This window comes from Streptomyces sp. NPDC041784 (assembly GCF_055591025.1).
Window position 1 is genome coordinate 32,957 of the sequence record NZ_JBVJAB010000018.1, and the last position, 14,107, is coordinate 47,063.

Annotated in this window: 11 protein-coding genes and 3 pseudogenes; 5 read left to right on the plus strand and 9 right to left on the minus strand. The window is 69.1% G+C overall.

The window, feature by feature from the left end:
- Positions 1–36: 36 nt before the first annotated feature.
- The 3 genes and pseudogenes from ACZ6D7_RS32110 to ACZ6D7_RS32120 all read right to left on the minus strand — a co-directional run bounded on the left by ACZ6D7_RS32110 (position 37) and on the right by ACZ6D7_RS32120 (position 1,839).
- Positions 37–360: a MoaF-related domain-containing protein gene (locus ACZ6D7_RS32110; protein WP_469498406.1), complete on the minus strand. Its 324-nt coding sequence runs from the start codon at positions 358–360 to the stop codon at positions 37–39.
- Between the two features lie 32 nt (positions 361–392).
- Positions 393–1,153, minus strand: a pseudogene (locus ACZ6D7_RS32115) (nuclear transport factor 2 family protein).
- Complete coding sequence (locus tag ACZ6D7_RS32120; protein WP_469498408.1) at positions 1,150–1,839, minus strand: DsbA family protein; 690 nt, start codon at positions 1,837–1,839, stop codon at positions 1,150–1,152. The pseudogene ACZ6D7_RS32115 and the gene ACZ6D7_RS32120 overlap by 4 nt, the downstream one beginning before the upstream one ends.
- A 120-nt stretch (positions 1,840–1,959) precedes the next feature.
- Here ACZ6D7_RS32120 and ACZ6D7_RS32125 point away from each other — a divergent pair, with 120 nt between their 5' ends.
- Together ACZ6D7_RS32125 and ACZ6D7_RS32130 are read left to right on the plus strand one after the other, a co-directional pair.
- Positions 1,960–2,856 (plus strand): helix-turn-helix transcriptional regulator, encoded by an 897-nt coding sequence (locus ACZ6D7_RS32125; RefSeq protein ID WP_469498652.1) that lies wholly within the window; start codon positions 1,960–1,962, stop codon positions 2,854–2,856.
- A 111-nt stretch (positions 2,857–2,967) separates the two neighbouring features.
- Positions 2,968–4,049, plus strand: a pseudogene (locus tag ACZ6D7_RS32130) (IS630 family transposase).
- Here the strand turns inward: ACZ6D7_RS32130 and ACZ6D7_RS32135 are convergent.
- The 5 genes from ACZ6D7_RS32135 to ACZ6D7_RS32155 form a co-directional block, all read right to left on the minus strand.
- On the minus strand, positions 4,043–4,216 hold the full coding sequence (locus tag ACZ6D7_RS32135; protein WP_469498411.1) for a hypothetical protein: 174 nt from the start codon (positions 4,214–4,216) through the stop codon (positions 4,043–4,045). The pseudogene ACZ6D7_RS32130 and the gene ACZ6D7_RS32135 sit on opposite strands and share 7 nt — an antisense overlap.
- A gap of 286 nt (positions 4,217–4,502) precedes the next feature.
- Positions 4,503–5,534, minus strand: coding sequence for a LacI family DNA-binding transcriptional regulator (locus ACZ6D7_RS32140; protein ID WP_469498414.1), 1,032 nt, complete (start codon positions 5,532–5,534; stop codon positions 4,503–4,505).
- Positions 5,535–5,610: 76 nt separating this feature from the next.
- Positions 5,611–6,447 carry an ATP-binding cassette domain-containing protein gene (locus tag ACZ6D7_RS32145; protein ID WP_469498417.1) on the minus strand — a complete coding sequence of 279 codons (837 nt, stop codon included), beginning with the start codon at positions 6,445–6,447 and terminating at the stop codon, positions 5,611–5,613.
- Positions 6,444–7,439, minus strand: a complete 996-nt coding sequence (locus ACZ6D7_RS32150; RefSeq protein ID WP_469498420.1) for an ABC transporter permease — start codon at positions 7,437–7,439, stop codon at positions 6,444–6,446. Before ACZ6D7_RS32150 ends, ACZ6D7_RS32145 begins: the two co-directional genes overlap by 4 nt.
- Positions 7,440–7,576: 137 nt before the next feature.
- A complete protein-coding gene (locus ACZ6D7_RS32155) occupies positions 7,577–8,593 on the minus strand; it encodes a substrate-binding domain-containing protein (RefSeq protein ID WP_469498423.1) in 1,017 nt (338 codons plus the stop codon).
- 248 nt (positions 8,594–8,841) lie between these two features.
- On the opposite strand from ACZ6D7_RS32155, the gene ACZ6D7_RS32160 reads away from it, so the two are divergent.
- The 3 genes from ACZ6D7_RS32160 to ACZ6D7_RS32170 all read left to right on the plus strand — a co-directional run bounded on the left by ACZ6D7_RS32160 (position 8,842) and on the right by ACZ6D7_RS32170 (position 12,913).
- Positions 8,842–9,804, plus strand: coding sequence for a carbohydrate kinase family protein (locus tag ACZ6D7_RS32160; RefSeq protein WP_469498426.1), 963 nt, complete (start codon positions 8,842–8,844; stop codon positions 9,802–9,804).
- Positions 9,805–10,029: 225 nt separating this feature from the next.
- Positions 10,030–12,588, plus strand: coding sequence for a GH32 C-terminal domain-containing protein (locus tag ACZ6D7_RS32165; RefSeq protein WP_469498429.1), 2,559 nt, complete (start codon positions 10,030–10,032; stop codon positions 12,586–12,588).
- Positions 12,589–12,619: 31 nt separating this feature from the next.
- Complete coding sequence (locus tag ACZ6D7_RS32170) at positions 12,620–12,913, plus strand: putative quinol monooxygenase (RefSeq protein WP_469498432.1); 294 nt, start codon at positions 12,620–12,622, stop codon at positions 12,911–12,913.
- Positions 12,914–12,991: 78 nt separating this feature from the next.
- Here ACZ6D7_RS32170 and ACZ6D7_RS32175 read toward each other — a convergent pair.
- A pseudogene (locus tag ACZ6D7_RS32175) lies at positions 12,992–13,362 on the minus strand (hypothetical protein).
- Positions 13,363–14,107 lie beyond the last annotated feature (745 nt).

The window sequence follows — 14,107 nt, forward strand, 5'->3', positions numbered from 1 at the left end:
CAGGCTGGTGGGGGCACGGCGGCGGATGAGGGCCCGTCAGGCGGGTTCGAGGGTTCCGGTGTGCAGTTCGGCGACGCGGCCGTCGCCCGTCTCGTAGGTCCAGAAGGCGTGGACCGTCTTGGCGTTGAGGTTCATGAGGTGGGTGACCGTCATGCCGGACGTCTCGGCCCAGCCGAGCATGAACAGGCCGGGGGCCACCTCGGCGGTGTGGAGGGTGACGGTCTCCTCGGCGCCCTTGGCCGGGCCTTCCAAGGTCTCGTAGTGGAGGGTGGTGCCGTCGGCCGCGTAGGTGTTGCGGAAGACGACCCCGTTGTCGACGCGGAAGACGAAGATCTTCCCGGCGTAGGTGAGCTCACTCATCGCGATTCTCTCCCTGCTGGCGGTGTGCGGCTTCAGAACAGGCCGTTGCCGTGGGGCAGCTCGGCCGGGATCGGGGAGATGACGTCCCAGTGCTCGACGATCTTGCCGCCCTGGACGCGGAAGAGGTCGTAGTACGCGACGGGGACGCCGAACTCGCCCTCGGACTGGAGCAGGACGAACTCGCCCTCGGCGATGACCTTGTGGACGGTCTTGTAGACGAGGTTCTTGCCCTGCTCGGCCCACTTCGCGGCGGCGGCGCCGAAGCCGTCGAGGCCGTCGGCGGCCTCCGGGTTGTGCTGGTGGTACGTCTCGGTGGAGATGTAGTCGGTGAGCACCGAGTAGTCGGCGCCGACCAGGACCTTCTGCGCGAACTCGGCGACCAGGGCCCGGTTGGCCTCCCTCTCCTCGGGCGTGGTGACCTCGGCGGTGCCGTCGGTCTGCGAGCGCCCGGAGGCGGTGTCGGTGACCAGCGGGTTCAGGGCGTCCCAGTGCTCGGCGAGTTGCCGTCGGCGTCGAAGCGGAAGATGTCGAAGGCGACCAGCGGGTCGGGCCCGAAGCCGTGGTACGTGCCGTGCAGGGCGACCAGGTCGCCGTCGGCGATCACCCGGGCGCCCTCGTAGCGGAAGCCTTCCGGCAGGCCGGCGACCAACTGGCGAAGGGCCTCGGGGCCGTCGGCGGCCAGAGTGCTGTGCTGGGTGTAGTCGGCGGCGACCCAGCGGTCCACCGCGCTCGGGTCCTTCTGGCCGAACAGTTCGCCGGCGGCGGTCAGGACGGTGTTCTTGGCGTTGCTCATGACAGTTCTCCTCGCGAGGGCAGGTCATGGGTGGGGACTTGGGGGATGGTCGTGGTCAGCCGCTGGTCGAGGGCGGAGGTCAGGGAGGCGGCGGTGGAGGCCGCGCCGCCCATCTGGTCGGCACCGTGCGCGGTGACCAGCAGCAGCGTCGGGTAGGAGTCGGCGCTGAGGCGGCGCAGCGCGCGAAAGTCGGCGCGGGCCTTCGCCCGGCTGGCCGGTGAGCTGTACGCCGCGGTCACGGCGTCCGCGTCCAGGCCGAGCTCGCCGGCTATGCGCCGGTAGACCTCGGCGGCGGACAGGCTGCGGCCGTCGATGAACCACGCCCGCTCCATGGCCTCGGCCGCGTCCAGTTCGCTGACGCCGGGCTGGTCGCGCAGCGCGGCCGGCCCCGCCGCCGCGGCGGTGGAGTCGAGCACGGTCGTTCCCCGCGACAGGGCATGGTCGTAGCCCGTGCCGAAGGCGACTCCGGTCAGTCGCGTGATGTTGCCGCGTTCGGCCGACAGGTGCGGACAGGCCGCCATCGGCAGCGCCCGGGCACCGGTGTAGAGGCCGGCCGACACGACGCTGAGCCGGATGCGGTGAGCGTTGTCGTCGACGAAGACCCGCAAGGTGGGGCCGAAGCCGTAGCACCAGGCGCAGGACGCCTCGAAGGCGTACGTCAGGGAGGCCCGCTCCGCCGAAGGCATCACATGCCTCCTCTCTTACCGCTCTCTTAGTGTTTTCCGACTCCGATCGACACCGGATGGGCTGACAGTTCAAAGCTAGAGTCGTTGAACAGGTTGAATCGGATACGCTGGCGACTGGTGATGGTCAAAAACCGACATGATGCCGACCGAGGGATCCGCGAGGTCTCCTTCGCGGCGCCCGTCGGCACCCCCGCAGGCGTCGAAGCGCTGTCCCTCGCCGACCTGCGCCGCCGCGTACCCGCCGAACGGCTCACGGCCCCCCAGCGCCCGGACTTCCACCACCTGATCACCCTCACCGGCGGAACCCTCTGGCACACGGTCGACTTCACCGCCTACGCCCTCGAACCCAGCTCATGGCTGTGGGTTCGCCCCGGCCAGGTCCAGCAGTGGGGCGACCTCACCCACGCCGAGGGCACCCTGATCCTGTTCCGCCAGGACTTCCTCGACCCGGCCACCACCACCGGCGCCCACGTAGAGGACCCGCACGCGCCGATCCTGCGAAGGCCCCTGCCCGAGGACGCCCAGGCCCTGCGACTGGCCGCCGACCATCTCGCCGCCGAGTTCCACGCCCTGGGACGCCTGCCCCTGGAGATCCACACCGCGGCCCTGCGCCACCTGCTGGCCGTCCTCGTCTTGCGACTGGCCCACCTCACCGCCCCGGCCGGCAGCCCCGCCCCCGAACCCGACGCCACCTACCTGAGCTTCCGTGACGCGGTGGAAAAGGACTTCGCCCGCACCCGCCGGGTCGAGGACTACGCCGACGCGCTCGGCTACTCGGCCCGCACCCTCGCGCGCGCCACCCTCGCCTCAGCCGGCCTGGGCGCCAAGGAGTTCATCGACCGCCGCGTCGTCCTCGAAGCCAAGCGCCTCCTGGCCCACAGCGATCAGAGTGCCGCCCGAATCGCCGACCGCCTCGGCTTCTCCAGCGCCACCCACTTCAGCAAGTACTTCCACCAGCGCACCGGCCAGACCCCGATCGCCTTCCGCGAAACGGTCCGCGGGCACACCCCGAGGTGAGACATCTGTCCGGCCGTGCTCGCAGTTCTCGACGCCAATGCGCTGTTACTGACTTTGAAGCGTGATGTCGTGGGGGCTGACGATGCGTGATCGTCGCGGTATGCCGGTTGTGTGAGATACCCGCAGGGTGGTGGGCTGACGCCTGAACGGCAGGCGTTTCGCGAGCGGATCCGAATGGAGGCCGCGGAGCGCTTCGCATCTGGTGCTTCCAACGTCGAGGTCGCCAGGACTTACGGGTGAGTGTGCGCTCGGTGCAGCGATGGCGCCGGGCCTGGTCCGACGCCGGCACCGAGGGGCTGCGGTCCGCCGGACCAGTCTCACTGCCCAAGCCGAGTGAGGCGCTGTTCGCCGTGCTCGAGCAGGAGCTGGCCAAAGGCCCGGTAGCGCACGGCCGGCCGGACCAGACCTGGACACTGGCGCGGATCAAGACGCTGATCGGGCGCCGGTTCCACAAGAGCATGACGCTGTCGGCCATCGCGCAGATGCTGCACCGGCATGGCTTCAGTCACCAGGTCCCCGCCCGCCGCGCGACCGAGCGCAACGAGGCAGCTGTCACCGGGTGGGTGAAGGAGACATTGCCCCAGGTGGAAACACCGTGGCGGCACTCGGGGCCTGGCTCTGCTTCGAAGACGAAGCCGGCTTCTCGATGACGCCGCCCACCTCCCGCACCTGGCCAGGCGCGGACACACCCCCGTCATCCAGGTGCGGGGACGCTCCCAGCGCCGCTTCTCCATCGCCGCCCTGGCCTGCTACAAGCAGGGCGAACGCTCACGCCTGGTCTACCGACCCAAACGGCGCGCCGATCACAAGCGGGGCGGCAGACGCAGCTTCGCCTGGACCGAATACCGCGACCTGCTCATCGCCGCCCACCAGCAACTCGGCGCACCGATCGTGCTCGTGTGGGACAACTTGAACGTGCACAAAGACCGCCGGCTGCGGGACTTCATCAACACCCACGATTGGATCACCTGCCAATTCCTGCCGTCGTACGCACCCGACCTCAACCCCGTCGAGGGCATCTGGTCACTCTGCGACGCAGCAGCCGGGCCAACACCGCATTCACCGACCCCGACCACCTCATGAGCGCGCTTCGGCACGGCCTCCGCCAGATCCAGTACCGCAGCAACCTCATCGACGGATGTCTCGCCGAAACCGGCCTCACCTCGACGACATCACGGCAACAACGTCAGTAGGCCGGGACGGCGAGGCTCCAGCCGAGGCCGCCCTGGATGCGGGAGGCCTCGGACAGCCGCCGCCCGAGACCGCCGTGGGCGATGTACGCCTCGATCACCCACTGCGCCCTGCTCCACCTGGTCACCCGCCCGGACGGCCGCCCCCGTCCGGTCGTCGCGACGGTCACCGCGCTCGCCCTCGGAACGGCCCGTACAGACAACGGCCCAGGATCCTTCTCACGTGCAGGTTCCGCAACGAGGACGACCGTGCCGCCGCCGTCGTGCTCGCGCGGACAGCGCGCACCTGGCCCGCGAGCAGCGACGGGAGGATCCCCTCCGCTCGCGGGGAGCGCACCGGTGACGGCCGTGTCGCAGCCGGTCGTGCGGCGGTGCTCTTCCGAGGCGCTCGGGGGCCAACCACCTGCGGGGTCGCCGACACACCGAGGAGCGCCATGTCAGGCAGCCAACTCCAGGTCAGGTTTCCTGCATTTCAGGGACAGGGAGCTCGCCCGAGCCCCGGACGATCAGACGGGTGGGAACGGTGATGGTGCGGGCGCGAGTGCGGTCCCCGTCCAAGCGGGTCAGGGCGGTTGCCGCGGCTGCCCTGCCGAGTTCTTCCGCGTCCTGGGCGACGACCGTCAGGGCCGGCTCCAGTGCCTCGGCGAGCGCCACGTCGTCGAAGGCGACGACGGCGACGCCCTTGCGCTTGCTGCGGGCCAGTTCCGCGACGATGCCCAGCGCCATGATGTTGTTGCCGGCGAACAGGGCCGTGGGGGGATCGGCGAGGCCGAGGAGCTGGGAGGTCGCGACCTCGGCGCCCTGCTGGTCGTGGGCGTTGGCGACGAGCGAGCGGTCGTAGGGGATGTCGGCTTCCTGGAGTGCCGAGCGGTAGCCGGCCAGACGTTCGCGGCGGGTGTGCAGCTTTACGGGCAGGTCGCCGACGAAGCCGATGCGCCGGTGTCCGTGGGCGACGAGGTGGGCGACGCCGTCGTGGGCTCCGGCCCGGTTGGAGCTGACGATGCTGTCCGTGGCAAGGCCGACTCCGGGCCGGTCGAGGAAGACCACGGGCAGTCCCGCCGTACGGTGGGACTTGAGGTGGGAGTGGTCGGCGCCGACGGACGGAACCAAGATCAGGATGCTGACGCGGCGGGCGAGGAACTTGTCCGTCAGGGCACGTTCGCGCTCGGGGTCGTCCGCGGAGGAGCCCATGAGCAGGGTCAGTCCGCGTTCGCGGACGGTGTCCTCGATGGCGCGGGCCACGGCTCCGAAGAAGGGGTTGGCGAGGTCGGGGATGACCAGGCCGATGGTGGTGTCCGGGCCGCCGACGCGGATGTTGCGGGCCATGAGGTTCGGCTGGAAGCCGAGCTTGGCCACTGCGGCCAGTACCTGTGCCCTGGTCTGTGCGGAGGCGGGTCCGTCCTCGTTGAGGACGCGGGAGACCGTCTTGGCGCTGACTCCGACTTCGCGGGCGACGTCGGCCAGGGTGGGGCGGCGGTTCGCTGCCATGGAGGAAACCGTCTCCTGAGGGCTCTCGGTTCCGGCCGCGGCCTCGGCCGGAATCTGTGAGAGCGGGGTTGTGCTGTCAGGTGGCCTGGACTCCGGCGGCCTTCGCGGCCTCCGAATCCGCTACGACAGTATCTCCGGCCGCGTCGACGCTGAGAGCGCCGGTCATGATGGCGACGACCTCGGCCATGGAGTAGTCGGAGGGCTTGATCACGGCAGCGCGCCGACCGAGGCGGTGGACGTGGATCCGGTCGGCGATCTCGAAGACATGCGGCATGTTGTGGCTGATCAGGACGACCGGCATGCCCTTGTCGCGGACGCGGCGGATGAGGTCCAGGACCTGGCCCGACTCCTTGACGCCGAGGGCGGCGGTGGGTTCGTCCATGACGACGACGCTGCGGGCCCAGGCGACGGAACGGGCGACCGCGACCGCCTGCCGCTGTCCTCCGGACAGCGTCTCCACCGACTGCGTCAGCGAACGCAGACCGATCTTCAGGTCGGCCATGTGCTCGGCGGCCTCCTGACGCATGCGCTTCTTGTCCAGCATGCGGAAGACGCTGCCGAGGACGCCGGGGCGGCGCAGCTCGCGCCCGAGGAACACGTTCGAGGCGATGTCCATGGAGGCGGCCACGGCGAGGTCCTGATAGACCGTCTCGATGCCGTGGGCGCGGGCGCTCTGCGGGCCCGAGAAGGTGATGGGTTCGCCGTTGAGGCGGATCTCGCCCGCGTCGGGGGTCACCGCGCCGGTGAGGGCCTTGATCAGGCTGGTCTTGCCGGCGCCGTTGTCGCCGATGACGGCGAGGACCTCCCCGGGCAGCAGGTCGAAGTCGGCGCCGTCGATGGCGGTGACGTGGCCGTACCGCTTGACCAGACCGCGGGCCTGCAGCACGGGCGTGGGGGAGGAGGTGGCGGTCATCGGGCCTTCTTCCGGGAGAGCTGGTCGACGGTCACCGCGAGGATCACCAGGACTCCGGTGATCAGGGTCTGGTAGATGGAGGCGACGCCCATCAGCTGAAGGCCGTTGCGGAACACGCCGACGATGAGAACGCCGATGAAGGTGCCCAGGACCGAGCCGCGGCCACCGAAGAGGCTGGTGCCGCCGAGCACCACGGCGGTGATGCTGTCGAGGTTGTCGGTCTGCCCGGCCTGCGGGTCGCCGACCCCGGTGCGGGAGATGAGCAGCAGGGCGGCGATGCCGTACAGCAGGCCGGCCACGGTGTAGATGCCGATGGTGAGGCGGGAGGTGCGGATGCCGTTCAGCCGGGCGGCCTCGGCGCTGTTGCCCAGGGCGTAGACGTGCCGGCCCCAGCCGGTGCTGCTCAGCGCGTAGGCGAGGAGGAGGAACAGGGCGATGGTGACCAGGGAGCCGTAGGTGATGTCCGTGTGGCCCAGCGGGAAGGTCTCGCCGAGGGCGGTCAGCGGGCCGGGCAGGTTGGTGACCGTCTGCTCCTCGGAGTAGATGTGGGTCAGCGCGAACGCCACGTTGAGCATGCCGAGGGTGACGATGAACGGCGGCAGCGGGATCTTCTGCACCAGCAACCCGTTGAGCAGCCCGAACCCGCCGCAGACCGCCAGCCCCAGGGCGATGGCGACGAGTGGAGGCAGGGAGCCCTCGGCGGCCATCTTGGCGATCACGATGCTGCCGAACGCCATCACGGCACCGCACGACAGGTCGATGCCCGCGGTGAGGATGATCAGGGTCTGTCCGATGGCAAGGGTGCCCACGACCATGACCTGCTGCACGATCAGCGAGAAGTTCCCGCCGGTCAGGAACTGGTCGGTCGAGAGGGAGAAGAAGGCGCAGGCCAGGAGGAGGGCGACGAGGGGTCCGGTGGTCGGCGCCGTGAGCAGTCTGCGGGCCGTGGTCGGTGCTTTGAGATCCGAGTACGGGGTGGTCGTGGCTGTCATGCGAAGTCCTTGTCGGAAGACAGTGGTCGTCGTCCTTCCTGGTCGGAGGACAAGAGGACAAGCGGGCGGCCGTCCCGCGGTCAGGGAGGAAGAGACGGCCGCCCCGCCGAGGAAGGCGTACGGACCAGGCGGGTGGCTCAGCCCCAGCAGTTCTCCAGGCCGTAGGCGGTGTCCTTCGACGTGACGCCGTCCTGTGCCTTGTCGCTGATCAGCGTGACGCCGGTGTCGGTGTAACCGGAGGCCTTCTTGCCGTCCTTGGCGTACGAAACGACGGCCTTGACGCCCTCGGCGGCCATCTTCAGCGGGTACTGCTGAGAAGTGGCGGCGATCTTGCCGTCCTTGACGGCCTGGGTGCCCGTGCAGCCGCCGTCCACGGAGACGATCAGTACGTCCTTCTCCCGGCCCTTGGCCTTCAGCGCGGTGTACGCGCCCAGCGCGGCCGGTTCGTTGATGGTGTAGACGACGTTGATGTCGGGCTCCTTCTGGAGACAGTTCTCCATCGCCGTCTGGCCCTTGGCCTGGTCACCGCCCGTGTCCTGGGCGCACACGACGTCCTTGTCGGTGGCGCCGAAGCCCTTCAGGAAACCGTCGTGGCGCTGAACGCCGACGGAGACGCCCGGCGCGAGGTCGAGCGCGGCTATCTTCGCCGTCCTGCCCTTCATCGCGGCCTTGGCGTACTCGCCGATCAGCTCGCCGGCCTTGAGGTTGTCGGTGGCGAAGAGGGCGTCGACCGCGCTCTCCGGCTCGGTCGGGGTGTCCAGGGCGATGACCAGAACACCCTTGGCGCGGGCCTTCTCGATCGCGGGCACGATCGCCTTGGAGTCGCTCGGGGTGATCAGGATGCCCTTGACGCCGGCGGCGACCATGTTCTCGATGGCCGTGACCTGACCGGCGTTGTCCCCGTCGAACTTGCCCGCCGCGGTGGACAGTTGGGCACCGTTCTCCTTGGCGGCCTTCTCCGCGCCCTCCTTCATCTTCACGAAGAACGGGTTGGTGTCGGTCTTGGTGATCAGACCGACCTTGACCTCGCCGGAGCCGGAACTCGACGAGCTCGATCCGGAGCCGGACCCGCAGGCCGTCAGGGTGAGGGCCGCGACGCCCGAAACCGCGGCGATTCTGAGGAGGGAGGAGGTCAGACGAGTGGTGCGAGACATGATCGACTCCTGTGGGATAGCGAGCGGCACGGAGTTGGGATCAGAGCACGCCGCCCGGGGTGTCATCGTTGACTTATGTCATCGTTGACACTGCCTGGCGAGGATGATGGACTCCGTCTCCCGGAAACGTCAATGCCCCGCGCTCGTCACGAATCGGCAAACATCCGCGGCCGCCCACCCCGGCCGTCCGGCAGCCGCCCTCCCGCGTGACCGGCGTGCCCCGTACCTCCGTCAGAGAAGAGCAGCCCATGAGCCCGCGTCAGATCACCGTCCTGGGGGAATGCGTCGCGGACGCGTTCGCCGAACCCGCGAGCACCTCGAACGAACTCGCCCTACGTGTACTGCCGGGCGGCGGACCTGCGAATACGGCTGTGTCCCTGGCCCGTCTCGGTACCCCGGCCCGCTTCCTCGCGCGCCTGTCGGGCGACGTGTTCGGCCGCCTGTTCCGTTCCCATCTCGAGGCGTCGGGGGTGGACCTGTCGGACGCCGTCCAGGCCGCGGAGCCCAGCACCCTGGCCGTGGCGGAGCTGGACGCCCGGGGGCAGGCCGCGTTCTCCTTCCACGCCCAGAACACGGCCGACTGGCAGTGGACGGCAGAGGAGCTGGCGCGGGTGGACCTGTCCGGCACCGCCTGCGTGCACACCGGATCCCTGGCCCTGGTCCGGCAGCCCGGCGCGACGGTGGTCGAGGACTTCCTGTCGGCGGCCGGCCCTCACGCGACCATCAGCATCGACCCCAACGTCCGGCCGCTTCTGGTGCATCCCGAGGTCTACCGGGCCCGGCTGGCGCACTGGTGCACCCTCGCTGACGTGCTGCGGCTGAGCGAGGACGACCTGGAACTCCTGCTGCCGGGCACCCCGCCCGAGCAGGCGTGCGACAGCTGGCACGCGGCCGGCGCGCGGCTCGTCGTGATCACGCGTGGTGCCGACGGCGCCCTGGCCTCGCTCGACGGCGAACGGGTCCAGGTGCCCGCCGTCCCGACGAGCGTCGCCGACACGGTCGGGGCAGGCGACTCCTTCACCGCCGGACTGCTGCACCACCTCGGCGCTCGTGGGCTCCTGGGTGGCCGGCTGACGGAACTCCGCCTGGACGACGTCGCGGAAGCCTGCCGCTTTGGCACCCACGTAGCGGCCCTGACCTGCTCTGTTGTCGGCCCCAACCCGCCGTGGCGGAGCCAGCTTGCGCAGTTCGCCGCTGCCGACCGCGCCTGACGGGCGAGCAGGCCGCTCAACAGGACATCACAGCCTAACCGTTGACGCATCGGCGGGATTGCCCCCATCATCGGGCCACGATGTCATCGATGACACAAGTCAACGATGACACCCCTCGCCGGTGTCGTGGACGACGGTGCCGACAAGGTGTCACTTTTTCGGCCGGATCCGCGCGCCGGGCAGCAGGCGCTTCCCTGCGCGGACGACCGCAGCACAGGAGACATCATGAGCTCTGGACGTGTATCCCGGCGTGCCCGCACACGGATGATCGCGGCGGTGGCGACCGTCTGCGCCCTGTCCGCGGCCCCGCTCGCCCCCCAGGCCGTAGCCGCCGACACCCCGCCGTACTCCGAGACCTACCGGCCCCAGTTCCACTTCACGCCGGAGAAGAACTGGATGAACGATCCCAACGGCCTCGTGTACTTCAAGGGCGAGTACCACCTTTTCTACCAGTACAACCCGAACGGCAACTCGTGGGGAGACATGTCCTGGGGGCACGCGGTCAGCAAGGACCTCGTGCGCTGGAAGGAACTGCCGCTCGCCCTCTCGCACGACGACAAGGAGATGGTGTTCTCCGGCAGCGCGGTCGTCGACCGGGACAACACCACCGGGTTCGGCACGAAGAAGAACCCGGCCATGGTGGCGATCTACACCAGCTACGACAACGACACGGGCATCCAGGCGCAGTCGCTCGCCTACAGCACCGACCGCGGCCGCACCTGGACCAAGTACCAGGGCAATCCCGTCATCGACATCGGCTCCAAGGACTTCCGTGACCCCAAGGTCCAGTGGTACGCGCCGACGAAGAGCTGGCTGATGACGGTGTCGATGTCCGCCGAGCACAAGGTGCGGTTCTACTCGTCCAAGAACCTCAAGGACTGGACGCTGCAGAGCGAGTTCGGGCCGTCCGGCGCGACGGGCGGCGTGTGGGAGTGCCCCGACCTGTTCCCCCTGGCGGTCGACGGGGACGAGAAGAAGATCAAGTGGGTCCTGGTCGTCAACATCAACCCCGGTGGCATCGCCGGCGGTTCGGCCGCCCAGTACTTCGTCGGCGACTTCGACGGCAAGAAGTTCACCGCCGACGACAAGGGCACCTACACCCCGCCGGCCGGCACGGTGATGCAGGACTTCGAGGGCGCGGACTTCGGTTCGTGGACAACCACGGGCACCGCGTTCGGCCAGGCACCGGCAGCCGGGGCGGTGGACGGTCAGGGCACGGTCGACGGGTTCGACGGCAAAGGCCTCGCCAACAGCTTCCACTCGGGTGACGCCACCACCGGAACCCTGACCTCGCCCTCCTTCACCGTCGACAGCAAGTACCTGAACTTCAAGATCGGTGGCGGTCGGCACCCGCACGTGGACGGCACCGTCATGGAGCAGGGACCGCCGCCCGCGGGCACGGTCCTCGCCGACTTCGAGGGCGGCACCTACGGCGACTGGACGACGACCGGAGACGCCTTCGGCCCCGCACCGGCCACCGGCACCCTCCCCAACCAGCAGGAGGTCTCCGGCTTCCTGGGCAGCGGCCTGGTCAACAGCTACCTGAACGGCGACTCCGCCACCGGCACCCTCACCTCGCCCGAGTTCACCATCGACAGGGACTACGTCAACTTCCTTGTGGGCGGCGGCAACCACCCCGCCGGCTCCGACAACCCGACAGCCATCGAACTCCTCGTCGACGGCCAGGTGGTCCGCAGCGCCACCGGACAGGACGCCGAGGCACTCAACTGGGCCTCCTGGGACGTCAAGGACCTCGCCGGCAAGCAGGCGCAGATCCAGATCGTCGACGACAACACCGGCGGCTGGGGCCACCTCAACGTCGACCACATCATGCTCTCCGACACCCAGGCCCAGCCCGTCTCCCAGGAGACGGCCGTCAACCTGATCGTCGACGGCAAGGTCGTCCAGAGCGCCACCGGCTCCAACAGCGAGAGCCTGGACTGGGCCTCCTTCGACATGCGCTCCTACGCCGGCAAGCAGGCGCAGATCCAGATCGTCGACATGAACACCGCCGGCTGGGGTCACCTCCTCGCCGATCAGTTCACCGAAGCCGACACCGCCGCCAAGTCCGTCGTACAGCGCGCCGACTGGGCCGACTACGGCAAGGACTACTACGCGGCAGTGTCCTGGGAGGACGCGCCGGGCGGCAAGCGTTACATGATCGGCTGGATGAACAACTGGGACTACGGCGGGGTCGTCCCCACGTCACCCTGGCGCGGCGCGCAGAGCATCCCCCGGGAGATGGCCCTGCGTACGGTCGACGGCCAGATCCGGCTGACCAGCAAGCCGGTCAGCAGCCTGGAGTCCCTCCGGAAGAAGCGCCGCGCGACGGCGTCCGGCCTCAACGTAAAGAGCACCACGAAGACCCTGATCGGCCCCGCGGCCAAGGGCAAGGCCCTCGACATCGAGGCGACCTTCTCCCTCAAGGACGCCGACCGCTTCGGCCTGAAGGTGCGCACCGGCGTCGGCGGCGAGGAGACCGTCATCGGCTACGACACCACGACACAGGAGCTGTACGTCGACCGCACCCACTCCGGCGCCGTCGACTTCAGCAGCACCTTCCCCGGCGTCCAGACGGCGCCGCTGAAGGCCAAGAACGGCAAGGTCAAGCTGCGGATACTCGTCGACTGGTCCTCCGTCGAGGTCTTCGGCGACAGCGGCGAGGTGTCGATCACCGACCAGATCTTCCCCGACCCCGCCAGCCAGGGAGTGCAGGTCTTCGCCGAGAACGGCTCGGTGAAGCTGGACCAGGCCGTCGTCTGGCACCTCGACTCCGCCCACTAGTGACGTCCCAGCCGACAAGGAGAACGAGACCGTGAAGAAGACCCTGCTCGCCGAGTTCACCGCCCGCGAGGGAGCGGAGGACGAGGTCGCCCGTCTGATCGGCGACTACGCCCTGAGGGTGCGCGAGGAAGAAGGCAACCTCGCCTTCGACGTCTACACCAAGGCAGCCGCCCCGCGCGCCTTCTGGATCTTCGAGGTGTACCGGGACGAGGACGCCTTCCAGGCGCACCTGAACGCCCCGTACGGCGGCCCTTTCAACGCCGCCCTCGTCCCGCTGATCGAAGAGGACGCCTCGGTGCTGACCTTCCTCCACCCGGTGACCTGACCCAACCTCGCCCGATCCGGTGACTGACGTCGGCCGGGCCCCCGCCGCAGGCTCGGTACCGGCGCATCGTGAGAACGCCTACTGTGGCAGTGCTGGGGGAGTGTTCGGGGAATTGGTCATGGTCGCAGTTCGGGGGAACGCTTCTTCCCAGACGTCCTTGATGGCTGTGCTGGTGAGCTTACGGAGCACTGGCCATAGCTCAAGCAGGATGTCCTTGTTGAGGAAGCGGCAGAGGTCGTCACGCATGCCTTCGGCCAGCACTGTTCTGCACAGGCTCATACGCTGGCGTGGCCGGTCCAGATCGAGGATGCGCAGTCCGGACCACGCGATGTGCAGCGGCAGCTCCACCACCCCGTGCTCGGGTCCGGTCAGTCATTGAGGCTGGACGGCAGGCGCCGCTTGTACCTCGCTCGCAGCAACGATGCGATGGCGCTGGGGTCGTCGTGCACGTGTCTGTCTTCCTCTGTGTGCGGGCTCTGGGCTGCACAGGCTTCCGCGCCTGGCCGGCGCGCTGGCCACGTGGCGGGGGCGGCAGCGGGCGAAGCGGGGCTTGTTGGCGGGGGGAAGGCTGTTCCAGGACGGCGATGGGTGCCCACAGGGGGTGGGAGGTGGCCGGCACGACGAGGTGTGCCGGTGGCGGGCGCCGGTCATGACGACGTAGAGCAGCCGGGAGCCGTTGGGGAACGGTTCGCCTTCGGGGCCGTAGTACTCGTCGTCGCCCAGCAGCAGGATGGTGGTGTCGGCTTCGCGTCCCTTGGTCTGGTGGGGGTTCATCACCTGCACCGGACGTGGGCGCGGCCGTGTGTCACCTACCAAGGTCTCGTCGCGGGCACGGTGGAGTTCCTCGGCCACTGCCGTGATGCTCTTGTCCTGCTTGAGCAGGCGCAGTGCGCGGCGGGTGGTGGGGGCGGCCTGGAGCCAAGCTTCCTGGCCGCGGAAGGTTCCGATGCGTGCGTAGGCGCCGGTGACGATGTCGGCGAGGCGGTCGATGACGGCGCCGGGCCCTTGTCCGGCGAACCACAGGTCTGTGGCGAGCTGTCCCAGGGCCTGTTCCAGTTCTGGGTTGGTCCGGTGCAGTACCTGGGACCCGCCGCACGACAACCGCACACGACCAGCACGAGAACACGATCAGCGACCCGTCGGCCGCCAGTTCGTCGATGCAGGCGGTGACCTGCTCCAACCGCCGACCAGCAC

Bases quoted from the DNA above. Each gene is read 5' to 3' on its own strand.
- ACZ6D7_RS32110 (WP_469498406.1), bottom strand. From the start codon at position 360: ATGAGTGAGCTCACCTACGCCGGGAAGATCTTCGTCTTCCGCGTCGAC.
- ACZ6D7_RS32120 (WP_469498408.1), bottom strand. From the start codon at position 1,839: ATGCCTTCGGCGGAGCGGGCCTCCCTGACGTACGCCTTCGAGGCGTCC.
- ACZ6D7_RS32125 (WP_469498652.1), top strand. From the start codon at position 1,960: ATGGTCAAAAACCGACATGATGCCGACCGAGGGATCCGCGAGGTCTCC.
- ACZ6D7_RS32140 (WP_469498414.1), bottom strand. From the start codon at position 5,534: ATGGCAGCGAACCGCCGCCCCACCCTGGCCGACGTCGCCCGCGAAGTC.
- ACZ6D7_RS32145 (WP_469498417.1), bottom strand. From the start codon at position 6,447: ATGACCGCCACCTCCTCCCCCACGCCCGTGCTGCAGGCCCGCGGTCTG.
- ACZ6D7_RS32150 (WP_469498420.1), bottom strand. From the start codon at position 7,439: ATGACAGCCACGACCACCCCGTACTCGGATCTCAAAGCACCGACCACG.
- ACZ6D7_RS32155 (WP_469498423.1), bottom strand. From the start codon at position 8,593: ATGTCTCGCACCACTCGTCTGACCTCCTCCCTCCTCAGAATCGCCGCG.
- ACZ6D7_RS32160 (WP_469498426.1), top strand. From the start codon at position 8,842: ATGAGCCCGCGTCAGATCACCGTCCTGGGGGAATGCGTCGCGGACGCG.
- ACZ6D7_RS32165 (WP_469498429.1), top strand. From the start codon at position 10,030: ATGAGCTCTGGACGTGTATCCCGGCGTGCCCGCACACGGATGATCGCG.